This window comes from Proteiniphilum sp. (genome assembly GCF_040307845.1).
GTDB lineage: Bacteria > Bacteroidota > Bacteroidia > Bacteroidales > Dysgonomonadaceae > Proteiniphilum.
This window is the reverse complement of the sequence record NZ_JAWRIS010000013.1, coordinates 30,864-56,565: the sequence shown is the minus strand read 5'-3', so window position 1 is coordinate 56,565 and position 25,702 is coordinate 30,864. Positions and strand designations below refer to the sequence as shown.

Here is a 25,702-nt window from a genome sequence, read left to right as displayed (position 1 = left end):
AGTAGGTTCATAATCTATTGATATTTAGACTATAAATATACAACTTTTCTATCATATGAGAAAATATATATCGTTAATTATCAACCGATTTTCCAGCAATTATCCTAATAAATGTTTAGGACTGATTGCGGATAATCATAATAAATTAATACTATTCGTCGTAGTTAATAACTTAGCTATATTAACTCTCACAAATAAAGTAACTATTTATGAACCAGTATTCTAATGTGATTTTGATGCGGTGTTTTGCTATAAATTACTATAAATATTTTGGATAAGCAGAGAATCGATTGAATGACAAAAATAGACAACACCAGAGCCAAACATACTCAAATCGGTGCCACTTGCTGCCAGCTCCCGATTATATGCTGTTTCGGTAGATATCTCAACTTATATTTGTTCTGAAAATAAGAATAGTAACTTTTAAATTATAAGATATGAAGATTATTAATATCGAAGAATCGGTATTCGAAAAAATGATGGATCGATTTGGAGCATTTACCCGGAAGGTGGAAGCTATTTGCAATCGGAACAGTGATAAAAGTATGGCAAAGTGGCTGGACAATCAGGACGTATGTATGATTCTGAATATTTCCAAACGTTCGTTGCAAAACTACCGGGATAATGGAATACTCCCGTATACGCAGATCAGGCATAAGATGTATTACAAAGCTGACGATATTGAGCGGATCATTCCATTTATCACACAGAAAGAAAAGGAATTAACTTATAAAAGAAAGGAGCGTAAGTAATGGATAATGATAATTTGATAACACAGAGTGATGAACAAATCGTATTCTTTTTCAAATCCCTTGAAAACATGTTGGATGGTTTGGAGAATCTAACGGGAAATTATCGTCCGATGCTAAAAGGGGAGCGTTATTTGACCGATAAAGAAGTTTCGGAACGATTAAAGCTGAGCCGTCGTGTTTTGCAGAATTACCGGGATGAAGGTCGGCTTCCTTTTTGTAAGTTGGGTGGAAAAATACTCTATCGGGAGTCAGATATTCAGCGAATGTTGGATGATGGGTATCAGAATACATTTCGTTAATATTTTCTTTTTCTTCTTTTCAACCGATATACATCCTCCATGCGGAGAACTAAATAAGCAAGACTTTCCGGTAAAAATACACTAATCCGCAGGATTCGGAAGATTTTTATCGGAAACAGAGCTTGGTCTTGCGTTTTAGGTCGGAGTATATTTTTGTATATTGATTGAAAAGAAGATATTATTAGACAAATTAAAAAAAGAGCAACCCAATTCATATCCTGGGTTGCTCTTTCAATATTGTATAGTCGTACTCTCTAACTATTCATCTTTTGCTCTACTTTTTGCATATCTTTCAGGATGCTTTGGTCTAATACTTTAGCATAGTGTTGTGTCATTCGTGTGGAGGAATGCCCAAGCATTTTAGCCACATTGGATAGTGACACATTATTAGCTAAAGCTACCACCGTGGCGAAAGTGTATCGGGCGGTATGAGTCGAGAGTTTCTTGTTGATTCCACACAAATCGGCAATCTCTTTCAAGTACGAATTATATTTTTGATTGCACATAACAGGCAACAACGTCCCTCGCTCTTCGCAGATAGGATATCCTTCGTATTTCTTTAGAATTTGCTGAGGTGTACTTAGTAAAGGAATATTACACATATTATTTGTCTTCTCACGGGTTTTGCGTATCCAGAAGTTTCCATTGTTATCCGTAACAATATGTTCTTGTTTCAGATTATAGACGTCAATGAATGCTAACCCTGTCCATATCGAAAACAAAAATACATCCCGAACTAATTCTAGACGATGTATCGCAAATTCTTTTTGAGTGATTCGGGTTATTTCTTCCATGGTCAGAAATTCCTTGTTAACCGGCACTTCATGGAATTTGATCCCAACAAAAGGGTTTCGACTAATGTATTCATTGGCAATCGCCAGATTGATTACTTTTTTGAAACACTTCATATAACGGATCACAGTATTCTGTTGGCATTTCTTTTCTGTCTTCATGAAGAATTCAAAATCTCGTACCAATTCTCCTTTTACTTCTCTCAAGAGTAAATCATCTTCACCGTGTTTTTTCTGAATCAGTTCTTGTAAGTAGCGAGAGCAACATTCGTATCGGCGAACTGTAATATCGGCATAATCTATTCCAATCAATTTCCGGCATTGCTCATTATGTTCATTGAAAAATGCGATTAAGGTTTTGCGGTCTTCATCATCCATTCCCAGAAACTTATTCCGAAGAATCTTGGCAGTGATGGTTTTGCCGTTCTGCTCCATCTCATTAAAGAGTTGTGATAGTCGTATTTGTGCCGATTCAATGTAATTGTTGAGGTCATGAGATTTTCGATCTCGACCTCTGGAACACTCTTTGGCTTGATTCCAGAGAGAAGGATTAATGCTTTTCTTTGTACGAATCTCCTCACGCTGACCGTTTACGGTAATTCGCATACTTACGGGGGCATCCCCGCTTTTTAGCAACTGGTTCTTCTTTAAGAAGAACAAAACACCAAATGAATTTCGTCTCATTTCCTTGTAATTTTAATGGTTCAAAATTATGGAAATAAGCCCAGACTAAAGTTATGCAAAACGCTACATATCAGCGAAATAAAATCTGCCTGGTGACTATTTTTGATAGTCTCGAAAAAGTCACCGATTACGCCACCAGATCCGCTATTTTTCGCCCCATTTTGCACTTTCGGCAGAAAACAAAAATCCCCGAAAGTGATTGACCTTCAGGGATTTTCTCTTTTTTTGCTTGTGGTGCCACCAGGAATCGAACCGGGGACACAAGGATTTTCAGTCCTTTGCTCTACCAACTGAGCTATGGCACCAACACTGCTTAAATTGCGAGTGCAAAGATAACCGCATTTTTGAGATTTACAAAATTTACCCATAAAAAACAGTAATTTCAGCGATTATTTTTTCCCGGATGAGCGTATTTTTTCTTTTTATTCGCCATTTCTGATTTCTTCGGGTAAACGTAATGGAAGGTTACATTATAGTAGAGGGATGCTTTATGAGCTGTCGAATTCGCTCTTTTGCATGGCGTCGGGCGTCTTTGTATATCGTATGTTTTCCCTGAATTGCCGGGGTGTCATACCTGTTTCCCTGCGGAATGAGTCGAAGAATACGGATTTTGTGCGAAAGCCCACACAGCATGATAACTCATCCGTATTGAGATGATGTCTGGGATCGTCTTTATTTTCAAAAATCCGGATTACTTCCCGGATCCGATACCTGTTAATGATTTCTGTAAACCTGACACCTTGTGAATTGATTGCTTTTGAGAGATAACTGCGGTTGGTACCCATCTCCATCGCCACCCTGTTTAAGTCGAGACCGGGTTGCAGGAACTTTTTACCCTCCTTCAACCATACCTCGAAATCGTTGAAAAGCCCAGACTCCTTCTGCTCCATAATGATATGCGGTTTAGCCTGTTTTTTCTTCTTTCGCCTCTTGTTAACCCGGATCACTATGATATTGGACAGTACCAGCAAGAGAAAAGCCACATGAAATATGTTCCGGTTTCGTCTTTTGTCGTTTTGTAACTGTTCTATTCTACGGGCAGCCTGATCCAGTTCTATTTGTGTTTCGGTGAAATTTACAATTCCTCTTGCGAATAACCGGTGATATTTGTCCTGGCTGATTTGAGCCGAATCAAGAAAGAGTTGTGCCTTTGCCGGATCGGTTGACTGAAATGCGGTTGACAGTTCCGTGTAAGCATAGTACAGCCAATTTTCCCAGTCATGCTCTCTAATGGGACCGATTGCCCGCATGGCATATTCTTTTGCTTCTTCGTGTTTGCCGAGTTTATTGTAGATGGAAGCCAGACCGATACAAGCCCCTGATTTACGTCTTTCCGATCCGAAGAATTCATTATCTGTCCGGATCACTCTTTCGAATGATGCGATGGCGGCAGGCCAATTTCCCTGCAAACTTTCAATCCTTCCCATATAATTGTATATGGATGCCTGTTTTTGTTGGTCGTGGGTAAAGTCCGCAGTCTCCATGGCCAGTTTTGCATAGTATTGTGTGCTATCCATCTGTTGCAGATTCAGATAGGCGTTTATCGCTACAATATAGACATAGTAAAGTTCTTCCTTATCATCATACTTTTTCAGCGTAGTTTCCGCTTCACCGATTTTTTTTATGGCTTCATCGAATGATCCCACCCCATTATAGTAACTTGCGAGAAATTTTTGATTCACAGCCACGCTCTTATGTAATCCGGCTTCCCGGTAATGTTCACTGGAACGATGAAGCAAACTGATGGCATGTTCATAATTCTCATAATAATAGTGTATTCTTGCCATTAACCGTTCTACCAGGGCAAGGCATCGTGCATCATATACATTATTCTCCACAACTCCGATGGCCGTTTGATAAGCCTCCTGAAGATGGTTCAGACGGAACCGGGTCAATGCGGTGATTCCATTATAATAGTAAAGGCCGCGTGCATCTAACAGTTCCGGACGGATACCTTGCAGGATAATTTCTGCGCTGTCGGCTCTTCCTGATTCACAAAGCGCTGCCGCTTTGAAGATATCGCTCACCTGCCGGACATTTTCCGGCAGATGAGTAATACAGGTATCTTCCAAATGTAAAATGCTGTCATTCTGATTCTCTATAAAAAAAAGATGTATTATCTCTTCCAAATGAGCAGGATACCTTGCATTCGATTGTCGGAGACAGGAAATGGGCAGAAACGACGAAGATAACCATAGGAAAAGGTTTACCAATATTTTTATGTCATAGGTCGCGGGCATGCTTGGTTATTTGGTCAATCGATTAATATCTCGCTTAACAGAAACATAACAATATGTGGTCAAATATATGGAAATTTTTAATAAGTCCCAAATTACCGGTAATTCAGTAATTATTTTTCATAAACCAAGCATCCGGTGGAACAAATGTCCATCGGGAAAGGATTTTTGGCAGGTTGTTCCTCTCAGATAGTGAATGGTCGTTTAAATTGGATTCCATCCCTGTGCACGGAGCTGCATCTCCTGTCCATCGCGGGTAACGAGGTAACAGCCTTGTTCGGGAGGGGTAATATGCCCTATCAGCCGGATTCCTTCCAGTTTGTTCATTTTTTCATGCAAATGGAGCGGAACGGTAAAGAGCAATTCATAATCTTCACCGCCATTCAGCGCGACGGTGGTTATGTTCATGTTAAATGTCTCGGCCATCACTGCTGTTTGATAATCGATAGGGATCCGCTCTTCGAAGAGTTGGCAGCCGGCGTTGCTCTGATTGCAGATATGGAGCAGGTCGGAAGATAATCCGTCGGAGATGTCTATCATAGAAGTAGGTACGATTCCATTTTCCGCCAGCGAAGCCACGATATCTTTCCTGGCTTCTGGTTTGAGCTGACGTTCCAAAAGATATTCCCTGCCTGCAAAATCGGGTTGAAAATCCTTGTCGCCGTCGAATACGCTCTTTTCCCTCTCCAGCAACTGTAATCCCATATAAGAGGCACCCATGTCGCCCGACACATAGATCAGGTCGGTGTTTTTGGCGCCGTTGCGGTAGACGATTTTTCCTTCGTCTGCCGAGCCGATACAGGTGATGCTGATGGTAAAGCCGGTAAGTGACGAGGTGGTGTCGCCCCCCACGATATCTACCCCGTAGATTTCACAGGCCAGCTTTAATCCGCTGTAGAACTCTTCTAAGTCTTCCACCGAGAACCGTTTCGATATGCCGAGGGAGACGGTGATCTGCTGTGGTTTTCCGTTCATGGCGTAAATATCGGAGAAGTTGACGACGGCTGCTTTGTACCCGAGATGTTTGAGGGGGGTATAGACGAGATCGAAATGAATCCCTTCCAGCAACAGGTCGGTAGTCACCAGCGTCCGTTTTCCACTATTATCTATAACGGCGGCGTCGTCACCCACGCCTTTGATGGAACTCTCCTGCGTGAGTCTGATATCCTGGGTCAGGTGGTCGATCAACCCGAATTCGCCCAATGTGGCTATTTCTGTCCGTTGCATCAAATTCTCTGAATAATGGTACGCATGATTTCCGCCATCTTCGGCTGGGCTATTTTGGCGGCTTCCTGCACATCTTCGTGCGACACTTCCACGATCTTGCCGATCACACCCAGGTCGGTGATGATGGAGAATGCCAGCACCTTCATCCCGGCATGGTTGGCCACGATCACTTCGGGAACGGTAGACATGCCTACGGCATCTCCTCCGATAATACGCAGCCAATTGTACTCGGCCGGCGTTTCAAAAGTCGGGCCCTGGAGTCCGATATAAACCCCATGCTGCAATTTGATGTTCTTTTCTTTGGCGATCTCCATCGCCATCAGACGCAACGATTTATTGTAGGCCTCGCTCATATCGGGGAAACGGGTTCCCAGTTCGTTGAAGTTTTTTCCGTGGAGCGGATGTTCGGGGAACAGGTTGATATGGTCTTCAATCAGCATGATATCTCCTATGTCGAAGCTGGCATTCATTCCCCCCGCCGCGTTGGAAACGAAAAGGTATTCGATGTGCAACGCCTGGAAAACACGGATGGGGAAAGTTACCTGTTTCATGTCGTATCCTTCGTAGTAGTGGAAACGCCCTTGCATGGCCAGCACTTTCTTGCCGCCGAGCGTACCGACAATCAGTTTTCCGCTATGGCCTTCCACTGTAGAGACGGGAAAATTAGGGATCTCGGTATAGAGGATCTCCTTTTTATCTTCGATCTCATGGACCAGTTCACCCAGGCCGGTGCCCAGGATAATGGCCGTATTAGGGATTTCTTCGATTCTACTCCTCAGGTAATCTGCTGTTTGTCTGATAGTTTCTAACATGTTCTAAAATATTATTGTTGAATTGTTCTTGTTCTTTCTCTTCGATGAATGTCACGCGCACCGGGATGTAATAGAGCATTTTCTTTATTTCCTCATCAAGATAAGGCAGCGCCCTGAGACGGACAGCATCTTTCTCGGTGGTGAGGATGATCTTGTTGTTATCATCTACCGTATCGGTCAATTCCCTGATCGATTGTATATCTCTCTTTGTAAAAGAATGATGGTCGGGAAAAAATTTCGTATAGAGGTTATAGGTGAACAGTTCCACCTTATCCACAAGAGGCTGGGGTGAGGCAATGCCTGCTATCAGAAAAACATGCTTCTTGCGAAGATCCCGTGCCTGCAGCGGGTTCCCCTGCAAATCAGGGAAAAGAGGTGTTACCGTCCCGTAGTCGAAGCTGGTGAAATAAAGTTGTTGAAACGCATAGAGATTCAATCCATTCGTATAGATCCGGAAATCGATGGGCTGCATGTCAGGGTCGCATTTGGTCACTATCACGATAGATGCCCTTTCTTTTCCTTTCAACGGTTCACGCAATGATCCCATCGGCAGCAACCGGTCTTCGAAGACAGGACGGTTGCTGTCCACCAGCAGGATAGAGAGTGAGGGTTGTACATAACGGTGCTGGAACCCGTCATCAAGGAGGATCACATTGGGACGTTCCTCTTTTTCAATAGAAAGGATTTTCCTGATACCGTTCACCCGGTTTTTATCGACAACCACTAAAGTTTCGGGGAATTTCTGCTTGATCTGCAAGGGTTCATCTCCTACATTGTGCGCCTTCGAATCGGTGTCGACGATCAAAAAGTCGTTGCTCTTACGTTTGTAACCCCTGCTGAGCACTGCCACCTTATATTGTGGAGATAGCAGCCTGATGAGATATTCAATATGCGGTGTTTTGCCTGTGCCGCCTACGGTGAGGTTTCCCACGCAAATCACCGGAATATCAAATGATTTTTGTTTGAGTATTTTTCTGTCGAACAGGCTGTTCCGGAAATTCACACCAAGACCGTAGAGCCATGCCAATGGCGCCATTGATCGACGGATTCCGACGGAAGGTTTGTCCTTTTCCATTAATTAGTGCTCTATGCTTCGCAAGTACTACATTTATTGAATATTCAAATCATACGGGATTCTTGCCTGTATATAATCCTGCTCTTTGATATCTTTCAGCAGCATAAACATCTCATAACTTTCACCCAGATATTCTTTTATTGTCCGGGCAACCAGTTCCTCCTTCTGGGGATTGAATAATTCGTCGAAACGCGAACGGAGCTTGGGATACTCGAACACTACATAGCTCTTACCCAGATTGGCCATTTCTGCTGCTATTTCAATAGCTTTTTCAATACCTCCCAGTTCATCTACCAGCCCGATCTCTTTAGCCTGATTCCCGGTCCATACACGGCCTTCGGCATAAAGCGCCAGGGAGTCTTTGGACATGCCGCGTCCTTCCGCGCAGCGGGTCAGAAAAAGATCGTACCCTCTTTCGATCATGTTTTGAAGCATCTCTTTTTCCCTTTCGTTGAAAGGACGTGTGAGATTGCCGAAGTCTGAAAATTCGTTGGTTTTCACCTCATCGGTAGAAATACCCAGTTTTTTGCTTGTCCCTTCAAAATTAGGGAAAGCGCCGAAGATACCGATCGACCCGGTCAGGGTAGTGGGTTGGGCGACTATTTTGTCGGCGTTGCAGGCGATATAATATCCCCCGGAAGCTGCCATGTCACCCATAGAGACCACGACCGGCTTTTCCTCTTTAAGATCGGTGATGGCTTTCCATATCTGTTCGGAAGCATAAGCGCTTCCGCCCCCCGAGTTGATACGGAACACTACTGCCTTTATCTCTTTATCTTTTCTCAGTTTCTCGATCTGGTCCACCATATATTTATCCTGGATGTTGTTTGGACCGGTGCCTGAAGTGATATTCCCGTTCGCATAGAGAATGGCAATGGTATTATCGGTCTTCTTCACGGTTTTGGTGGTTACCGATTTCATATTGGCCACTGTCGCGGAGGGTATTTTTGCCTCTTCATCGATTTCGAGCAGGCTCCTCAGGTAATTTTTCATTTCCGTTTCATACAGGAGAGTATCTACCAGGTTGGATGAAAGCAGGAAATCGGTCGATTGTATGGCCGGCAGGCTGTCAGCCAACAAGTCGATATCGGCAATTGAGAGTGAGCGTGATTTCGCCAGGTCGCTTCTCAGGAAACTCCATGCATCGTTCAGGTAAGAGCTTACCTGTTCCCGGTTGGCGTCACTCATCTCGTTCTGGGTGAAGGGCTCCACCGCCGATTTATAGGTCCCCACCTTGAATATCTGCATTTCAATGCCCAGTTTGTTAAGGGCATCTTTATAAAAAACCGGTATCGATGCCAATCCGTGAAGGTCGAGCATCCCCTGTGGATTGATGGCTACTTTGTCGGCTACCGAAGCCAGCCAATAGCCCCCCTGCGTATAGGCATCGGCATAGGCAACGATGAATTTTCCGCTCTCCCTGAAATTCTCCAGTTCATGGCGGATTTCGGCCAATGTGGCTATTGAGGCCATCATATTGCGGGAGTCGATATATATACCTTTTATTTTATCATTGCTTTTTGCTTTCCTTATAGCACTCACAATATCGTTTAAGCCCATCGGTAACGGGCGATTCGAGCCCATCATGGAGGTGAATGGATCTTCTTCGGGGGTACGCTCGGTGATGGGGCCGTTCAGGCGAAGATTCAATACGGTATTGTCCTGAAGAATGAATTTTTCGCCGGTCGACAAGGATCCCATGATAGATCCCATCGCACCAAAAATAAAGATCATTGCAATGACGGAAAAGAGTATGTTCGCGATAACAAAGCCTAAAGCTGAGGCGAGCACGATTTTCAGAAAATCCTTCATAGAGTAATTATTAATTGATTATACCTACAAAAATAGAGAAAAAAGAGTTATAGCACAATTTAATTTACATATTCTTAATTAATTTCATTTGTCGGTTTTTGCCGTTGGTAGTAATTTTGGTGTGTGAAAATTACGCAAAATGGTAAGGAAAATTATTTCTTAAAAAAATGTAAATAAGGGTAAAAACTTCCCGGTTCATGCAGCGTTTTTTTTAATTTTCCATCTATTAAAATGAACTGCGGTTAAGAATGGATGATTCGCAACTTGTCATAGCATGTAAGAAACAGGACCGTGATGCCCAGAAGCTATTGTACGAGCGATATGCTCCTATGATGATGGCGGTATGTTTGCGTTACAGCGGGGAAGAAGAGACAGCCCGTGACTTGTTGCACGACGGATTTATCCGGGTTTTCACGCAGATCGGCTCGTTTTCGGGCAAGGGTTCTTTTGAAGGTTGGCTAAGACGGATTTTCGTGAATCTGGCATTGGAGAATTACAGGAAAGAGAAGCAGAAGTACCGCTTTATGGAAGAGTACAGTTATATCAATGCCGATGAGTCGGAAACCCAGGCGGACAATTCACTCGATATTGAAAATATCCCCGAGGCAGAGGTGCTTGACATGATAAGGAATTTACCGCCCGGATACAGGACAGTTTTCAACATGTATATTTTCGAAGAGATGTCGCACAAGGAAATTGCCCAGGTACTTGGTATTAATGAAGCAGCTTCGCGCTCGCAATTTTACAGGGCAAAGAATATGCTCCGCAAGAAAATTTCAGCCATCCTTCATCACAATCAAAGACAGTTACAATGATGTCAGATAACGATATTAGAAAAGGGTTCCAGTCAAAACTCAGCGGCTTTGAAATACCTGCCCCGCCAGATGGATGGGAGAGTGTGGAACGATCGCTGAATGCAGCCGAAGCTGCCAGGAAGGCACTCCGCCGAAGGTGGTATGCCGGATCGGTGGCGGCTGTATTGATATTGCTCGTGGGTAGTATACTGTTTATCCAAAATCCTATGGAACAGACGGAGACGGTGGTTTCAGAGATGGTTTCCGCGTCTCCTTCCGCAGGTAGTACTCCCGATCATGAGACCAAGATGGCGACGACGCCGGAATCCGTACCCGGACCTGTTGTACGGCCGGCAGAAGCCGGGTCGCTTCTGGCTGCAAGAAATCCGGGAAAAGCAAGAGCAGGGAAACAGCCGGTTGTCCGCTCTTCCTCTCCGGCGGGAATGCTGGCGGCATGGATGGAGCGTGAGAAGTTGCAAAGTGAGGATGTAGTGAAGGCGGCAAAACCTGAAGAAGAGGCTATAGATCAAGAAGAGGAAGAGTTACGTCAAGAAGAAACTATTACCGTGCAGCGAAATGACGAAATTCTTCTTGCCGACGCCAGAGATGCCCGAAGAAGCCGGGGAACCCTCTTGCTTGCCGTCAACGGCAGAGGAGGCCTGACCGGTTACCAGCAGACGGTAAACTCGCCCATGACATTGCGGAGCCTTTCGGCACTTCCTGACAACAAATATATGCCGGAAGCCAATAAAGGTATGCAAGTCCAATCCAATGATGTGACGAATAATGTTTCTGAAATGGAGCATGACCAGCCGGTGTCATTTGGCATTACGGTTTCCAAATACCTGCTGGACGACCTTTCCATTGAAACCGGCCTTGTCTACTCTTATCTTCACTCCAAAACAAGGAATATCAATAATAATTTCAAGGTAATGGAAGAGCAAAAGCTCCATTATCTGGGTATCCCGTTGAATGTAAACTATAATCTTATTTCTCTGGGACAGCTGAATGTGTATGCTTCCGTAGGTGGAATGATAGAAAAAGATGTATCCGGGGAATTCCGCAAAATGAAAGAAGGACAGACAGCAGCAAATTTCAATAACGCTTCGGAAGGATCTGAAGAGCAGGAAATTACAAAAATATCCCAGCATAACCCCCAGATATCAGTCAACGCTGGTGTGGGGCTTTCTTACCCTATTTACGACAGATTGCGATTATATGGAAAAGTAGGGGGTGCCTATTATTTTGACGCAAAAAACGAGTATAAAACTATTTATTCTGACAGGAAGATCGTGATGGACCTGAATGTGGGATTAAGGTATGAATTTTAATATTAACATAAAATAGAAAGTAGAAATGAAAAAAGTAATCTTATTTTTAACTGTTATAGGAGCAGCGCTTCTGATGACATCTTGTTTGGATGATGGAAACAATAATTATACCGATAACTCTTTTGTATATCTGGATATGGATGGAAGAGGACAAATATATGGAAAGACGTTCTCCCGGTGGTCTCCTTATTCACGGTTAATTACTACCAACTCTATGATAACGATGGATCCCGGTACCATTAAATTTATGGTATATAGTTGGGATGAAGACAATGGAACTACGCCAATTACAGTGGGCGACCAAACTTATCAGGCTGATAACGTGATCTTGTCAACCAATGTGATAGATATCCCCTCAAAATATCTGTACACGAATGTGGAAATCCCGGAAGTGGAAAATCCCGTGGGGTTTATTGAAATGTATGACCCTCTTTATAGTAACGCTAAAAGTTTTATGAATGACTACTGGGTTATCGAATATGGTTATTCCGCCAAGAAAGGTGAGACGGGTAGGGTCGAATTCTATAAAAGAGATGAATTGAGTGATAAGGGAGAGATTGTGATCTATGCCCATCTTACGTTAACCGGTACAGCAGAAGGTACCACTATTGAAAATAGAGGAGATGCGGTGGCATTGAACATGACTCAATTGCGCTCAATGGGAGGAAGCGATAAAGAACTGAAGGTGAAATTTGAGTATTATAAGAATAAAGGTGATAATACGGCTCCGGAGTTGGCTTATACAACCGTTGTCCAGTGGAAGATCGAAGAAGAAGAATAATTTCCCCCATCATACAAATAAAAGACGGCAGCTCCTTTTCACAGAGGGGCTGTTGTTTTTTAACCTGACTTCCGGGTAATTAATAAAAGTACATATGTAACTTGTTGTTTAACGGTTCTTTTTGCCAATCTGTGTGGTTACAAAAAAATCATGTACCTTTGCCATTCAAAATCAAAAAGGAATGTGGAGGGATATTTTTATCACTATTGCGCAGTTGATTGTTGCGTCTCCCGCAGCGTGGAAAGATTTAGAAAAGGAAAAGAGGACACAGCATGAGTTCCTTTACCGTTTCCTTCATCCCATATTCGGGATCATAGCCTTCACCTCTTTTGTGGGAGGTTTGTGGTTCGTGCGCGAAGGGAATGTGGAGAATGCGCTGAAGAGTAGTATTATTAATGTTGTGGGAGTCTACGGCGGCTACTTTATTGCCTCTTATCTGCTGAATGAAATAGCCCCTCGTTTTGGTGTAAGCAAGGATTTGCCGCGCTTTCAGCAATTCACGGGGTATGCTTCGGTAGTGCTCTACGCTTTGTTTATAATTACGCCTTTTCTCTCAGAACTCTTTATCCTCTGGCTATTGGCGCTTTATACCATTTATCTGGTGAATATCGGAACGCTTTATTTTATGAAAGTACCGAAAGCAAAAGTCGCTGATTTTACCGCAGCGGCATCGGCTATTATCATTCTTTCTCCGGTACTGATCCGTACTCTTTTTTCCTATCTGATAAAGTAATGAAGCAAGCAGCCATCAATATAAAGAACAAGCGTGCCACGTTCGATTACGAACTGGTAGAAACTTTTACGGCAGGCATAGTGCTTACCGGTACCGAGATCAAGTCGATCCGGCTGGGTAAGGCGAGCCTGGTGGATACCTATTGCTTCTTCGAACGGGGAGAACTGTGGGTGCGGAATATGCATATTGCCGAATACTTCTACGGCACTTATAATAATCACAGCGCACGCCGCGATCGTAAACTGCTCCTTAATAAAAACGAACTGCGCAAACTTTCCCGTCTTACCAAAGAAACGGGTTTTACCATTATTCCCATCCGGCTGTTTATCAATGAAAAAGGTTTGGCCAAAGTAGTGATTGCGGTAGCAAGAGGAAAGAAACAGTACGATAAGCGCCAGTCCCTGAAAGAAAAAGAGGATAAAAGATCGATGGACCGGATGTTTAGGAAATAAGTGCCTGAGTGCCTAAGTGGTTAGGTGCCTAAGTGGTTAGGTGGGGGACTTGAAGACTGGAAGAGTGGGAGAGTGGTAAATTTAAATGTGTGCGGGGTTAATGCAATTTTATAAAGATATATTTCTTCCGGCTTTTAGGAAATCGGGGTACACCACATGGTGGTTGCTTAAAATTATTTTGCCGGTATCCCTGATCGTGAGGTTATTGGATTATTGGGGTATACTCGCTTTTATGGCCGGACTGCTTGACCCGGTTTTTGCCTATCTGGGATTACCTGGCAGTACTGCCATCGTTTTCATCACCAGCATTTTTTTACCACTTTATGCTCCATTGGCCATTATTACCTCCATGTCCATTACCTTGAGGGAGCTCACCATCCTGGCGCTGATGTGCCAGATTTCGCATAATCTTCCGGTAGAGAGTGCCATTCAGGCGAGGACGGGAACCCCTTTCTGGACGGTTACCGCTTTACGGATCAGCATGAGTATTGTCATGGGGCTTATATTGAATCTGATCCTGCCGCAGGATATGGGTAATCCTACATTTGTCCAGACTGATTTGGCGGAGATCTTTTCATTAGGTGGACTGTTGTTGGTCTGGTTGAAAAGTGCGTTACAGGTAACACTTCTGATTGCTGTGATTGTCTTTTCGCTGAACCTGCTCTATAAGTTGCTCGATGCTTATAGTTTAATCTCCAAGCTGAGTAAGGGGATTGAGCCGTTACTCCGGTTTTTCGGACTGCCGGCAAGTACCGGATTTCTATGGCTTATCGGCTATATTGTCGGGTTGACTTATGGAGGTGCTTTGATGATGGATCAGATGAAGGAAGGAAAGGTGAACAGAACCGATGCTAATTTGTTGAACTATCATCTTGCCATGTCGCATTCCATTCTGGAAGACAATATACTTTTCATAGCGCTTGGTGTCTCTGTCTGGTGGGTATTGGGAGTGCGGTTGACGTTGGCTTGGATTGTTGTGTGGGTGAGAAGAATTATATTAAAATTAAGATTTGGAAGCTTAAAATTAAGGATAACAGATTCTTGATGATGGTTCGGGAATCTATTTTAAGCTTAATTGAAATAAAATATGACGAAACAAAAAATAGAGGATATATTGCCCGGTCGCATCCTCATCCTGGATGGAGCGATGGGGACAATGATACAACGTTACGGCCTTACTGAAGCCGATTTTCGTGGTGATCGGTTCAAGGACTTCGATACGTTGCTTAAGGGAAATAACGACTTGCTATCCATTACCCGCCCCGATGTGATCGGGGAGATCCACCGTGAGTATCTGGCGGCCGGCTCCGATATCATCGAGACCAACACGTTTAACTCCACCTCGATCTCGATGCAGGATTACCATATGAGCCATCTTGTCCGCGAGATGAATCTGGCAGCAGCGCGGCTGGCGCGTGAAGCTGCTGATGAATTTACATTGAGAACTCCCGATAAACCCCGATTCGTGGCGGGTTCCATCGGGCCAACCAACAAAACGGCGTCGATGAGCCCCCAGGTGGAAAATCCCATGTTCCGCGCGGCAACCTTTGATGACTTCAAAGCGGCCTATAAAGAACAGATACTGGCATTGGTAGAGGGTGGGGTGGATATCTTGTTGATAGAAACTATTTTTGATACACTCAATGCCAAGGCAGCTCTTTTTGCTGCGGAAGAGGTGGCTTCAGCAACCGGCATCAAGACACCTGTAATCCTTTCAGTTACTATCTCCGACAGGGCGGGACGCACGCTTTCGGGGCAGACACTGGGCGCTTTTGTCGCTTCGGTCAGCCATGCCAAGCCCCTGGCCATCGGGCTGAACTGTTCGTTGGGCGCGGCCGAACTAAAACCTTATGTGAAAGAGTTAGGACGTATCGCCCCTTTCTATATCAGCACCTATCCCAATGCGGGATTGCCCAATCAACTGGGTGAGTATGACGAGACCCCCGAAAAAATGGCCGTCCAGATCAAAGAGTTTATCGATGAAGGACTGGTGAATATCATTGGAGGATGTTGCGGTACTACACCTGCCCATATTGCGGAATATGCCCGCCTTGTGGAAAACGGCATTCCCCATCAAAAGTCCGCCCCGCCTGAATATCTTCAGCTTTCGGGATTGGAAATGTTGGAAGTCTCTCCCCAGATCAATTTTATGAATATCGGAGAGCGGTGCAACGTGGCCGGTTCGAGGAAATTCCTACGTTTGATCCAGCAAAAGAATTATGAAGAAGCCCTCGATATTGCCCGTAAGCAGGTGGAAGACGGGGCACAGGCGATTGATATCAATATGGATGACGGTTTGCTGGAGGGGGCGGAGGAGATGACCAATTTCCTTAATCTGCTTGCGTCGGATCCCGATGTGTCGCGTGTGCCCATTATGATCGACTCCTCCAAGTGGGAGGTTATCGAAGCCGGCCTGAAATGCGTGCAAGGCAAACCCATTGTCAATTCCATCTCGTTGAAGAACGGTGAGGAGGAGTTTCTCCATCATGCGCGGCTGGCGCAGCGTTATGGCGCGGCGGTAGTGGTGATGGCATTTGATGAGACGGGGCAGGCCGATACCTTCGAACGGCGTATCGGGATATGTGGCCGCGCCTATAAGTTGCTCACCGAAAACGGTTTTGATCCCAAAGATATTATCTTCGACCCTAATATCCTGGCTATTGCTACCGGTATCGAGGAGCATAAGAACTATGCGGTGGATTTTATCAGAACGGTTAAATGGATAAAGGAGAATCTGCCCCACGCCAAGGTGAGCGGAGGGGTGAGTAACCTTTCCTTTTCATTCCGTGGCAACGAATATGTGCGTGAGGTAATGCATTCCGTTTTCCTCTATCATGCCATTCGTGAAGGAATGGACATGGGGATCGTGAATCCGGCACAATCGGTGATCTATGAAGATATCCCTGCCGATGTGAAGGAACTGGCAGAAGATGCGGTACTGAACAGGCGAGATGACGCTACCGAGCGGATGATGGAGTATGCCGAAAAGATCAAGGGCGAAAAGAATCCCGAGGCGGAAAAAGGCAAAACCGAAGAGTGGCGGACGCTTTCGCTGGAAGAACGGTTGAGCCATGCGCTGGTAAAAGGGATCGGTGATCACATGGAGGAAGATCTTGCCGAAGCGCTGCAAACCTATCCCCGCGCAGTAGATATTATCGATAAGCCGCTGATGGACGGGATGAACCGGGTGGGTGACCTTTTTGGCTCAGGGAAGATGTTCCTGCCGCAGGTGGTAAAGGCTGCGCGTACCATGAAAAAGGCGGTGGCCATCCTCCAACCTACTATCGAGGCTGAAAAAGCGGCCGGAGGCGATACACAGCAAAAGGCGGGAAAGATACTGCTTGCTACCGTAAAAGGGGATGTGCATGATATCGGTAAAAATATTGTTTCCATCGTATTGGCATGCAACAATTATGATATTATCGACCTTGGCGTGATGGTGCCCCCCGAGAAAATCATCGAGACGGTGATCAAAGAGCAGCCCGATATTGTGGGATTGAGCGGATTGATCACTCCTTCGCTCGAAGAGATGGCTATCGTCGCCGCAGAGATGGAAAAAGCCGGGTTCAGCCTGCCATTGCTGATAGGAGGAGCGACTACTTCGAAGTTACATACGGCATTGAAGATCGAACCGAAATACAGCATGGGCCCCGTAGTGTATGTAAAAGATGCTTCACAAAGCCCGTCCGCAGTCGCCAGCCTGATGAACCCCGGCAACAAGGGTGACTATATCCGGAAAGTAAAGGACGAATATTCGGTATTGCGGGAAAACAATACCAGGAAAGTAATCGAACTGGTTTCGTTGGAAGAAGCCAGGCAGCATGCTTTCAATATTGATTGGGATGATTATCAGGCAGCCGTTCCCCCTAAATTGGGACGGATAAAACTGGAGCATATCCCGTTGGAGGAGATTATGCCTTACATCGACTGGAAGTTCTTCTTCCATGCCTGGAATATGTCGGCCAAATTTCATACAGTCACCAGGACAGAGCGCACCAAAGAAGCCCGTGCCGCATGGATTGCCGGATACCGGGAAGATGATCGTGAAAAAGGATTGGAGGCGGAAAAATTGTATGATGATGCGGTGGACATGCTGCAAAAGTTTACAGAAGAGAATGTAGATTATGTCAGGGCGGTTTTCGGAATCTATGAAGCATACAGTGAAAATGATACCGTTTTCGTAGGTGGTACTCCTTTCCCTTTCTTGCGTCAGCAGAAAAAAAACGATAAAAATGAGTACTTCTGCCTGAGTGATTTTATAGCACCGCTCCAAACGGGAAAAAAAGACTATATCGGCGCCTTTGCCGTTACCGCCGGAGTGGGAGCAGAAGAACAGATCGGCCGCTATGAGGCAGAAGGTGACGAATATGCTGCCTTGCTGATGAAGTCGTTGCTCGACCGCCTGGCGGAAGCTGCTACCGAATGGTTACATGCCAGGGTGCGCCGTGAATATTGGGGATATGCAGCGGACGAAAATCTCTCTATTGGCGAAATGTTTGCCGTAAAATATACAGGGATACGTCCCGCGGTGGGATATCCTTCCATTCCCGACCAGACGGTGAACTTCCTGTTGCATGATGTGCTGGAAACCCCTGAAATCGGTATCTCACTTACCGAAAATGGAGTGATGTACCCCAATGCGTCGGTCAGCGGACTCTTCTTCGCCCATCCGCAATCGAAATATTTTGCGATAGGGGAGATATCGGAAGAACAAGTCACAGATTATGCCCGGCGCAAGAATGTAAAACCGGACGAGATCCGCAAGTTCCTGCTGGCCAATTTGGTATAGTTGACAAGAGGTTTTGTATCTTTTTTTGTATCTTTGCATACCTAATTCAGAGACATAATGCGAAGTTTTGGAAGTGATAATAATTCCGGTGTGGATCCGCGCATCATGAGGGCAATAAGGGATGCCAACAGCGACCATGCTGTCGCTTATGGCGATGACCAATGGACGCATGCGGCACAAGAGGCTATCCGTTCGCTACTTGGAGAGAAAGAGATAGAACCTCTCTTCCTTTTTAACGGCACAGGTGCCAATGTAGTGGCCTTGCAGGCTTGTACGTTGCCTTTCCATTCAATCCTTTGTGCTGCTACCGCCCATATCGCGGTGGATGAGTGTGGTGCACCCGTGAAGATGACCGGTGCAGCGTTAAAAGAGATTCCCACGCCCGATGGTAAACTCACGCCGGATTTGGTGCGCCCTTACCTGCATGGTTTCGGTTTCGAACACCATTCCCAGCCGAAAGTAATCGCCATTTCCCAGACCACGGAATTGGGAACCGTGTATACCCCGCAGGAGATAAAAGCGCTGTCCGGTTTGGCACATAGTCATGATATGGTTCTTTTCGTGGATGGAACACGTATTGCCAATGCTTGTGCCATCCTGGATGTCTCGCTGAGGGAGATGACCGTGGAGGCCGGGGTGGATATTTTTACGTTGGGAGGTACAAAGAACGGGTTGATGTTTGGTGAAGCACTTATCCCGTTGCGCAAGGAACTAGCTGAAAATATCAAGTATTACCGGAAGCAAACCTCCCAGTTATATTCCAAAATGCGATTTATCTCTTCACAGTTTATTCCCTATCTGAATGAAAATATCTGGTTGGAAAATGCGAAAAGATCCAATGAGGCGGCACAAAAACTCTATAGGGAGATAAAGGATGTCGAAGGGCCGGTGATTACACAGCCAGTGCAGTCGAACGCGCTTTTTCTGATCCTTCCCCGGGAGATATCGGAGAAGTTGCGGGAACGTTATTTCTTTTACGACTGGGATGAGTCGCGGAACGAAGTACGCCTCGTATGTTCATGGGATACTACCGAGGGGGATATCCGTGAGTTTGCCGGTTACCTGAGAGAATTAGTGAAAAATGAAAAATTAATAGTGAAGAGTGAAGAATGAAGAGTGAATAATGAAAATTCTTAATTCTTAATTTTTAATTCTTAATTGAAAAAATATGTTCGATTTCTTAGACGTTTACCCCTGGTTATTACCTGTAATGATATTTTTCGGTCGTATTTGCGATGTGACGCTCGGCACGCTGCGAATTATCTTCGTGTCGAAAGGTGAAAAATATAAAGCGCCGCTTATTGGCTTTTTTGAGGTGTTTATCTGGATCGTGATCATTTCGCAAGTACTTGAACGGGCGAACGACCTGCTCTCTTATGTATCGTACGCAGGAGGGTATGCTACCGGGAATTACGTGGGGATACTCCTTGAAAACAGGATTGCTTATGGAATTGTGCTCTGCCGTATTTATACGCAGAAAAACGGAAAAGAGTTAGTTCAAAAATTGAATAAGATGAATATTGGTGCCACGATGACGCATGGTACAGGTTCTACCAACGAGGTGGATATCATAGAGACCGTTGTCGACAGGAAAGAGATGAAAACACTGGCACGTTTACTTACAGAATTCGATGCCAATATTTTCTATGTGGTGGAGGATATACGTACCAAAAAGAACGGTATTTTCCCAAAACGGAAAACTATCCTGACGCGTTGGAGGGTAGGGAAATAAAAGGCCGGGTTACAAATCAACCGGCTGTGTTTTTTTCGCCTCTTGCCAGATCATTTCCATTTCCTCCAGCGTCATATCTTTCAATGACCGTCCCTGTTCCTTTACCTTCTTCTCCATATAGTTGAAACGGTAAATAAATTTCCGGTTGGTGCGTTCCAAAGCGTTGTCGGGATTCACTTTATAGAGGCGGGCGGCGTTGATGATGCTGAAAAGCATATCCCCGAACTCAGCTTCGATCTTATTGTCGTCCATTTTTTCAATCTCGGCTTCCAATTCACCTAACTCTTCTTTTACCTTGTCCCATACGTCATGACGTTGATTCCAGTCGAATCCGGCATTGCGGGCCTTGTCTTGTATCCGGTAGGCTTTTACCAGTGCAGGAAGTGCGGAAGGGACACCCTCCAGTACCGATTGCTTCCTCCCTTTTTCTTTTAGTTTGAGTTGTTCCCATGACTGTTCCACCATGCCTGCCGAATCGGCTTTTTGATCGCCAAATACATGCGGATGACGAAAAATCAGTTTGTCACATAGGGTATTACAGATGTCGGTTATGTCGAACGCCTGTTTTTCTTCCCCTATTTTGGCATAAAATACTACGTGTAACAACAGGTCTCCCAATTCTTTCTTGATTTCACTATTGTCATTGCTGAGGATAGCTTCCGCCAACTCATAGGTTTCCTCTATCGTGTTTGCCCGGAGGCTCTCATTCGTCTGTTCCCTATCCCAGGGGCATTTCACCCGCAGCTCATCCATGATATCGAGCAAACGGCCGAATGCTTCCAATTTCTGTTCTTTTGTGTGCATATAATTAAGAATAGATACAAGAGCCAAGAACCAAAGATACAAGACATTTTAATCTTGAATTCGTGGGCGTTTAGTTCTTATAGTCGTTTATATATAAAAGTCAGAGGCAGTTTTAAACCGCCTCTGTAATGCTGTTGAGAGTTATTTCCTGAAATTTTTGAGGCCCTCATGAAGGAATTCAATATAGCTGTCCACGCTCTCATCATAAGCGTGTGCGGGAGAAAGCGGCTTGCCCTGCTGGTCGATCACCACGTAAAATGGTTGCGACTGGGTCCCGAACTTGTGCCGTTGCAGGTAACTCCACTTGTCGCCTACGGTACGCAACTTGGAAGTCCTTCCGTTTTCATCCACCTCTATTGTCTCGGGCAACCGGGTGCGCTCGTCCACCATCAGCACGATGAATACAAACTCGCCGTCGATGAGCTCCCTTACTTGGTCGTCGGCCAGTACGGTGGCATCCATTTTGTGGCAGTTCACACAGCCATGGCCGCCAAATTCCAACAATACGGGCTTACCTGTTTGTGCAGCGTATGCCATTCCGGCTTCATAATCGTTGAACACCTGTCCCATCGGTTTGTGTGCCAGCTTGAAATCCTGTGTGGATAACGGCGGTACGATAGAGCTGATCGGTTTGAGCGGTGCTCCCCATAAGCCGGGTACCAGGTAGACGGTAAAGGCAAGGGTGAGTATGGCCAGGAAAAGCCTGAATAGCGGAATGTGAGTCAGTTCGCTGTCGCCATGCATTTTTATTTTCCCCAGCAGGTAGAATCCCAGTAAGCCGAAGATGACGATCCATAACGCCAGGAATATGTCGCGGTTGAGGATACCCCATCCGCCGGAGAGGTCAGCCACCGACAGGAACTTCAACGATACGGCCAGCACGATGAAACCGAGTACCACCTTTACCGAATTGAGCCAGCTTCCCGATTTGGGGAGTGTCTTGAGCCAGGAGGGGAAGATGGCAAAAAGGGTGAAGGGGATGGCCAGTGCGAAGGCGAATCCGAACATGCCGAGTGCGGGAGCCAGGAAGTTACCCTGTGTGGCGGCATCCACCAGCAGCCATCCGATGATGGGGCCGGTGCAGGAGAAGGAAACCAGTGCCAGGGTGAATGCCATGAAGAACAGGCTGATAAACCCAGTGGTACTGTCTACCTTGTTGTCCATCTTGTTGGTCCATGAGGACGGGAGCACGATCTCGAAAGCCCCCATGAAGGAGAAGGCAAAGGTGATGAGCAGCGCGAAGAAGATGAGGTTGAATACCGGGCTTGTAGCGATGTTATTGAGAGCCGCGGCGCCGAAGATGGCGGTGATGATCAGCCCCAGGGTCACATAAATGATGATGATGGACAGGCCGTATATGGTAGCATCCTGTATCGCTTTCTTTCGGCTTTTCTTGTTCCTGTTGAGGAAAAAGCTGACCGTAATGGGGATCATTGGCCAGACACAGGGCGTGATCAGCGCGGCAAAACCCCACAGGAGACCTTTCAGGAAGATGCTCCAAAGGGAAGCATCGGCATTGTCGTCCGCCCCGAGAGCGTTCAACTCCTCAATGACCGGCGACCAGAGCTGGTCCCTGTCGGCACCGGTTAAAGAGACCGGGGTACCCTGTCCACTTATAATTTCTTCCGGTTCTGCTGCTCCGTCCGTTTCCACCGGTGTGGCAGTCACGGTTCCTTCCTCTGCGGTTGATGTACTTCCGGCTACTGTGAGCGAAGCTGGCAGGTCGGATGGGCTGAATGAGAAGTCTACGGGTAGCGGAGGAGTACATGTCTGGTCGTTGCAAGCCTGGGCACGTACATTTCCTTCGACGGAAAAGTTCGCCTTGCCGGTCACCCTGAGACGCTGCACGAATTGCGCATCATCCTTGAATATCCCTAATTCCATTCCGAAGATCTCGTCATGCTTTACGGTCGCTTTTTTACCGACTGACTGAAATTCGCCGACTGTTTCCGCACCGGTTATTTTATCGAACTCGATCATGGTAGGATTGGGGCCTCCATCGGGGATCTTTGTGTCATACATATACCATCCCTGTTGGACAGAAGCTTTGGCAATGATGTTAACCTCTCCGTTGCCGGCATCTTCAAGGGAAAAGTTCCATGTGACTATATCCTGAGCGGATATAAAGGCCGTGGAGAGGAAGAGAAATCCAAAAAGGGTGATCGTTATTTTTTTCATATAATTGTTTATGCTTGTTTCTTTACAATGATTACATAATACTTCCAGAATTAATTGACAAAGTTAATATGCCCATACTAAAATGATGGGTTAATATCGGTTATAAAGAGTTTTGGCATGTTAAATATTTTTCAAAAAATTCATCTGAGAATTATTGATTATCCCAGTGTAATATATACACCTTAAACAAAGAGCGATAATTATCATTGAAAATTATCGCTCTTGAGGCCTTCGGTGGATCTCAGTCAGAGACTGTTATCCCGCCTCACTCTATCCCGGCTTTCGAAAAAGGGATACCTAATGCGTTGGCCACACCCCTGCCATAGGCCGGATCTGCTTTATAGCAGTTGCCGATGTGTCGTATTTTGATAATCTCGTCGCAGCCGTCCATATTGCGCGCGGTATTTTCAAAGAGGCGTTGCTGTGCATCGGGCGTCATCAGTCGGAACAGTTTTCCGGGCTGTTCGTAGTAGTTGCTGTCATCTTCGCGGAAATTCCATCGTTTGATGTCTCCGTCCACTTTTTGTACCGGTTCATCATATTCAGGTTGTTCCTGCCACATATTGTAGCTGTTCGGCTCATAATGGAGGCTGGCGCCTTGGTTCCCGTCCACCCGCATCTGTCCGTCGCGATGGAATGAGTGATAGGGGCACCCTACACCTTTGGGCTGGTTGACCGGAATCTGATGGTGGTTCACCCCGAGGCGGTAGCGTTGCGCGTCACCGTAGGAAAAGAGCCGTCCCTGTAACATTTTGTCGGGAGAGAATCCTATACCCGGAACCACATTGGCGGGGTTGAAGGCGGCTTGTTCCACATCCTGAAAGTAGTTGTCTGGGTTGCGATTGAGTTCGAATTCTCCCACGGGGATAAGCGGGAAATCGCCTTTATACCACACTTTGGTGAGGTCGAACGGGTTGTAGGGCATATTCTCAGCCTGCTCTTCGGTCATGATCTGCACATACATCTTCCATTTCGGGAAATTGCCGTTGCCGATTGCCTCGAACAGATCCCGTTGGTTGCTTTCCCTGTCTTTTCCTACCACCATCTCGGCTTCTGCGTCGGTAAGGTTTTCAATTCCCTGTTGGGTGACAAAATGAAACTTCACCCAATGGCGCACATTCTCTGCATTGATAAAGCTGTAGGTATGGCTCCCGAATCCGTGCATGTGTCGAAAGCTGCGGGGAATACCTCTGTCGCTCATGGTGATGGTGATCTGGTGAAGCGCTTCGGGGAGGTTTGACCAAAAATCCCAGTTGTTGTTGGGACTGCGCAGGTTGGTGTGCGGATCGCGCTTTACCGCATGGTTTAGGTCGGGAAACTTCAGCGGGTCACGGAAAAAGAAGACAGGAGTGTTGTTGCCGACGAGATCCCAGTTGCCCTCTTCGGTATAGAATTTCATCGCGAAACCGCGGATATCTCTTTCCGCGTCAGCTGCACCGCGTTCCCCCGCTACGGTAGAGAAACGGACGAACATTTCGGTTTTTTTGCCGATTTCAGAAAAGAGCTTCGCCCTTGAGTATTGTGTGATGTCATGTGTCACGGTAAACGTGCCGAACGCACCCGATCCTTTCGCATGCATACGCCTTTCAGGAATTACTTCCCGGTCGAAGTGCGCTAATTTTTCCAAAAACCACACATCCTGAAGCATCATCGGGCCACGTGGCCCTGCCGTCATCGAATCCTGGTTGTTGCCGACAGGCGCGCCTGCAACGGTGGTCATTTTCCGTTGGTCCACCTTGTCTTTCTGCTTTTTCAGTTCTTCTGCATTCATAAATTTAAATTTAAAAAGTATTAATATTGATGGATGAATTCCATCGTCTTTACTCAATCGTTATGTAAGCCGGATAAAAATTTCCCTTTTATTTGTAATTTGATCGATTCAATCTCGAAATTCGGGATGGCATTCGTTTCGAAGAAATCGCTCAGAAGGAGGTTCAATTTCTCATTCTCATAATCCTCTATATGATCATTGTCACTACTGAACAGATGATGATGATGGGTGAGGATACAATCATAGCGAGCCGCTTCCCCTTCGGTGCGGAACTTTGTGATCACACCGTTTTTCACGAGCGTGTCAAGAGTTTTATACACCGTACCGGTAGCTATATTGGGGTTTTTTTGACGTACAAAGCCTATGATCTGCTCTGCGGTGGGATGATCCTGTAAAGCATGAAGAGCCTTCAGGACACTAATCCTTTGCGGGGTAATCTTTAATCCTTTGTCTCTCAGTTTCTCGCGTATCTCGTCTGCGTGAGCTTCCATCTATATCTCTTGCAAATAGGAATAATTCTTATTTAAAACAAATTCTCCTTTGAAAAGTTCACTGTTATTTTGTTAATTTTATATTCCCTGATCTTTTTCAATCTGATTCTGCATAATCCTACCTTTCCACTCTTCCACAACCTTTTCATCTTTCCCC

Annotated in this window: 21 protein-coding genes and 1 tRNA gene; 11 read left to right on the top strand and 11 right to left on the bottom strand. The window is 45.6% G+C overall.

Annotation, left to right across the window (positions count from 1 at the left end; genetic code table 11):
• Positions 1-437: 437 nt before the first annotated feature.
• Together ABV001_RS02805 and ABV001_RS02800 are read left to right on the top strand one after the other, a co-directional pair.
• Complete coding sequence (locus tag ABV001_RS02805) at positions 438-752, top strand: helix-turn-helix domain-containing protein (protein WP_352421412.1); 315 nt, start codon at positions 438-440, stop codon at positions 750-752.
• Positions 752-1,051: a helix-turn-helix domain-containing protein gene (locus ABV001_RS02800; RefSeq protein ID WP_352421411.1), complete on the top strand. Its 300-nt coding sequence runs from the start codon at positions 752-754 to the stop codon at positions 1,049-1,051. The genes ABV001_RS02805 and ABV001_RS02800 overlap by 1 nt, the downstream gene beginning before the upstream one ends.
• Positions 1,052-1,305: 254 nt before the next feature.
• Here the strand turns inward: ABV001_RS02800 and ABV001_RS02795 are convergent, their stop codons facing one another.
• From ABV001_RS02795 to sppA, 7 genes are all read right to left on the bottom strand, one after another.
• A complete protein-coding gene (locus ABV001_RS02795; protein WP_352421410.1) occupies positions 1,306-2,526 on the bottom strand; it encodes a site-specific integrase in 1,221 nt (406 codons plus the stop codon).
• 232 nt (positions 2,527-2,758) lie between these two features.
• Positions 2,759-2,831, bottom strand: a tRNA-Phe gene (locus tag ABV001_RS02790).
• 183 nt (positions 2,832-3,014) lie between these two features.
• Positions 3,015-4,766 (bottom strand): tetratricopeptide repeat protein, encoded by a 1,752-nt coding sequence (locus ABV001_RS02785; protein ID WP_352421409.1) that lies wholly within the window; start codon positions 4,764-4,766, stop codon positions 3,015-3,017.
• A 201-nt stretch (positions 4,767-4,967) separates the two neighbouring features.
• A complete protein-coding gene (gene thiL, locus ABV001_RS02780; RefSeq protein ID WP_323424115.1) occupies positions 4,968-5,990 on the bottom strand; it encodes a thiamine-phosphate kinase in 1,023 nt (340 codons plus the stop codon).
• Positions 5,990-6,802 (bottom strand): purine-nucleoside phosphorylase, encoded by an 813-nt coding sequence (locus ABV001_RS02775; RefSeq protein ID WP_352421408.1) that lies wholly within the window; start codon positions 6,800-6,802, stop codon positions 5,990-5,992. Before ABV001_RS02775 ends, thiL begins: the two co-directional genes overlap by 1 nt.
• Complete coding sequence (gene lpxK, locus ABV001_RS02770; protein ID WP_352421407.1) at positions 6,759-7,877, bottom strand: tetraacyldisaccharide 4'-kinase; 1,119 nt, start codon at positions 7,875-7,877, stop codon at positions 6,759-6,761. The genes ABV001_RS02775 and lpxK overlap by 44 nt, the downstream gene beginning before the upstream one ends.
• A 33-nt stretch (positions 7,878-7,910) precedes the next feature.
• The gene (gene sppA, locus ABV001_RS02765; protein WP_352421406.1) at positions 7,911-9,689 is read right to left on the bottom strand and encodes a signal peptide peptidase SppA; all 1,779 of its coding nucleotides are present in this window, start codon (positions 9,687-9,689) and stop codon (positions 7,911-7,913) included.
• A gap of 248 nt (positions 9,690-9,937) precedes the next feature.
• On the opposite strand from sppA, the gene ABV001_RS02760 reads away from it, so the two are divergent.
• From ABV001_RS02760 to ABV001_RS02720, 9 genes are all read left to right on the top strand, one after another.
• Positions 9,938-10,504, top strand: coding sequence for an RNA polymerase sigma factor (locus tag ABV001_RS02760; RefSeq protein ID WP_323424119.1), 567 nt, complete (start codon positions 9,938-9,940; stop codon positions 10,502-10,504).
• Positions 10,501-11,814: an outer membrane beta-barrel protein gene (locus tag ABV001_RS02755; protein WP_323424120.1), complete on the top strand. Its 1,314-nt coding sequence runs from the start codon at positions 10,501-10,503 to the stop codon at positions 11,812-11,814. Before ABV001_RS02760 ends, ABV001_RS02755 begins: the two co-directional genes overlap by 4 nt.
• A 25-nt stretch (positions 11,815-11,839) precedes the next feature.
• A complete protein-coding gene (locus tag ABV001_RS02750) occupies positions 11,840-12,595 on the top strand; it encodes a hypothetical protein (protein ID WP_352421405.1) in 756 nt (251 codons plus the stop codon).
• A 181-nt stretch (positions 12,596-12,776) separates the two neighbouring features.
• Positions 12,777-13,328 (top strand): Yip1 family protein, encoded by a 552-nt coding sequence (locus ABV001_RS02745; RefSeq protein WP_352421404.1) that lies wholly within the window; start codon positions 12,777-12,779, stop codon positions 13,326-13,328.
• Positions 13,328-13,780: an SsrA-binding protein gene (gene smpB / locus ABV001_RS02740; protein WP_352421403.1), complete on the top strand. Its 453-nt coding sequence runs from the start codon at positions 13,328-13,330 to the stop codon at positions 13,778-13,780. The genes ABV001_RS02745 and smpB overlap by 1 nt, the downstream gene beginning before the upstream one ends.
• A gap of 100 nt (positions 13,781-13,880) precedes the next feature.
• A complete protein-coding gene (locus tag ABV001_RS02735; RefSeq protein ID WP_352421402.1) occupies positions 13,881-14,825 on the top strand; it encodes a nucleoside recognition domain-containing protein in 945 nt (314 codons plus the stop codon).
• A 42-nt stretch (positions 14,826-14,867) separates the two neighbouring features.
• On the top strand, positions 14,868-18,569 hold the full coding sequence (gene metH, locus ABV001_RS02730) for a methionine synthase (RefSeq protein ID WP_352421401.1): 3,702 nt from the start codon (positions 14,868-14,870) through the stop codon (positions 18,567-18,569).
• A gap of 57 nt (positions 18,570-18,626) precedes the next feature.
• A complete protein-coding gene (locus tag ABV001_RS02725; protein WP_352421400.1) occupies positions 18,627-19,682 on the top strand; it encodes a threonine aldolase family protein in 1,056 nt (351 codons plus the stop codon).
• Between the two features lie 55 nt (positions 19,683-19,737).
• Positions 19,738-20,301, top strand: a complete 564-nt coding sequence (locus ABV001_RS02720; protein ID WP_352421399.1) for a DUF2179 domain-containing protein — start codon at positions 19,738-19,740, stop codon at positions 20,299-20,301.
• A 9-nt stretch (positions 20,302-20,310) separates the two neighbouring features.
• Here ABV001_RS02720 and mazG read toward each other — a convergent pair whose 3' ends face one another.
• The 4 genes from mazG to ABV001_RS02700 all read right to left on the bottom strand — a co-directional run bounded on the left by mazG (position 20,311) and on the right by ABV001_RS02700 (position 25,545).
• Positions 20,311-21,105, bottom strand: coding sequence for a nucleoside triphosphate pyrophosphohydrolase (gene mazG / locus ABV001_RS02715; RefSeq protein ID WP_352421398.1), 795 nt, complete (start codon positions 21,103-21,105; stop codon positions 20,311-20,313).
• Between the two features lie 141 nt (positions 21,106-21,246).
• Positions 21,247-23,283 carry a protein-disulfide reductase DsbD family protein gene (locus tag ABV001_RS02710; RefSeq protein WP_352421397.1) on the bottom strand — a complete coding sequence of 679 codons (2,037 nt, stop codon included), beginning with the start codon at positions 23,281-23,283 and terminating at the stop codon, positions 21,247-21,249.
• Positions 23,284-23,548: 265 nt separating this feature from the next.
• Positions 23,549-25,003 carry a catalase gene (locus ABV001_RS02705; RefSeq protein ID WP_502929827.1) on the bottom strand — a complete coding sequence of 485 codons (1,455 nt, stop codon included), beginning with the start codon at positions 25,001-25,003 and terminating at the stop codon, positions 23,549-23,551.
• A gap of 104 nt (positions 25,004-25,107) precedes the next feature.
• Complete coding sequence (locus ABV001_RS02700) at positions 25,108-25,545, bottom strand: Fur family transcriptional regulator (RefSeq protein ID WP_352421396.1); 438 nt, start codon at positions 25,543-25,545, stop codon at positions 25,108-25,110.
• Positions 25,546-25,702: the final 157 nt, after the last annotated feature.

Bases quoted from the DNA above. Each gene is read 5' to 3' on its own strand.
- ABV001_RS02720 (WP_352421399.1), top strand. From the start codon at position 19,738: ATGTTCGATTTCTTAGACGTTTACCCCTGGTTATTACCTGTAATGATA.
- smpB (WP_352421403.1), top strand. From the start codon at position 13,328: ATGAAGCAAGCAGCCATCAATATAAAGAACAAGCGTGCCACGTTCGAT.
- thiL (WP_323424115.1), bottom strand. From the start codon at position 5,990: ATGCAACGGACAGAAATAGCCACATTGGGCGAATTCGGGTTGATCGAC.
- ABV001_RS02755 (WP_323424120.1), top strand. From the start codon at position 10,501: ATGATGTCAGATAACGATATTAGAAAAGGGTTCCAGTCAAAACTCAGC.
- ABV001_RS02760 (WP_323424119.1), top strand. From the start codon at position 9,938: ATGGATGATTCGCAACTTGTCATAGCATGTAAGAAACAGGACCGTGAT.
- ABV001_RS02795 (WP_352421410.1), bottom strand. From the start codon at position 2,526: ATGAGACGAAATTCATTTGGTGTTTTGTTCTTCTTAAAGAAGAACCAG.
- mazG (WP_352421398.1), bottom strand. From the start codon at position 21,105: ATGCACACAAAAGAACAGAAATTGGAAGCATTCGGCCGTTTGCTCGAT.
- ABV001_RS02775 (WP_352421408.1), bottom strand. From the start codon at position 6,802: ATGTTAGAAACTATCAGACAAACAGCAGATTACCTGAGGAGTAGAATC.
- ABV001_RS02700 (WP_352421396.1), bottom strand. From the start codon at position 25,545: ATGGAAGCTCACGCAGACGAGATACGCGAGAAACTGAGAGACAAAGGA.
- ABV001_RS02805 (WP_352421412.1), top strand. From the start codon at position 438: ATGAAGATTATTAATATCGAAGAATCGGTATTCGAAAAAATGATGGAT.
- ABV001_RS02785 (WP_352421409.1), bottom strand. From the start codon at position 4,766: ATGCCCGCGACCTATGACATAAAAATATTGGTAAACCTTTTCCTATGG.
- ABV001_RS02710 (WP_352421397.1), bottom strand. From the start codon at position 23,283: ATGAAAAAAATAACGATCACCCTTTTTGGATTTCTCTTCCTCTCCACG.
- ABV001_RS02745 (WP_352421404.1), top strand. From the start codon at position 12,777: ATGTGGAGGGATATTTTTATCACTATTGCGCAGTTGATTGTTGCGTCT.
- metH (WP_352421401.1), top strand. From the start codon at position 14,868: ATGACGAAACAAAAAATAGAGGATATATTGCCCGGTCGCATCCTCATC.
- ABV001_RS02705 (WP_502929827.1), bottom strand. From the start codon at position 25,003: ATGACCACCGTTGCAGGCGCGCCTGTCGGCAACAACCAGGATTCGATG.
- lpxK (WP_352421407.1), bottom strand. From the start codon at position 7,877: ATGGAAAAGGACAAACCTTCCGTCGGAATCCGTCGATCAATGGCGCCA.
- sppA (WP_352421406.1), bottom strand. From the start codon at position 9,689: ATGAAGGATTTTCTGAAAATCGTGCTCGCCTCAGCTTTAGGCTTTGTT.
- ABV001_RS02800 (WP_352421411.1), top strand. From the start codon at position 752: ATGGATAATGATAATTTGATAACACAGAGTGATGAACAAATCGTATTC.
- ABV001_RS02750 (WP_352421405.1), top strand. From the start codon at position 11,840: ATGAAAAAAGTAATCTTATTTTTAACTGTTATAGGAGCAGCGCTTCTG.
- ABV001_RS02725 (WP_352421400.1), top strand. From the start codon at position 18,627: ATGCGAAGTTTTGGAAGTGATAATAATTCCGGTGTGGATCCGCGCATC.
- ABV001_RS02735 (WP_352421402.1), top strand. From the start codon at position 13,881: ATGCAATTTTATAAAGATATATTTCTTCCGGCTTTTAGGAAATCGGGG.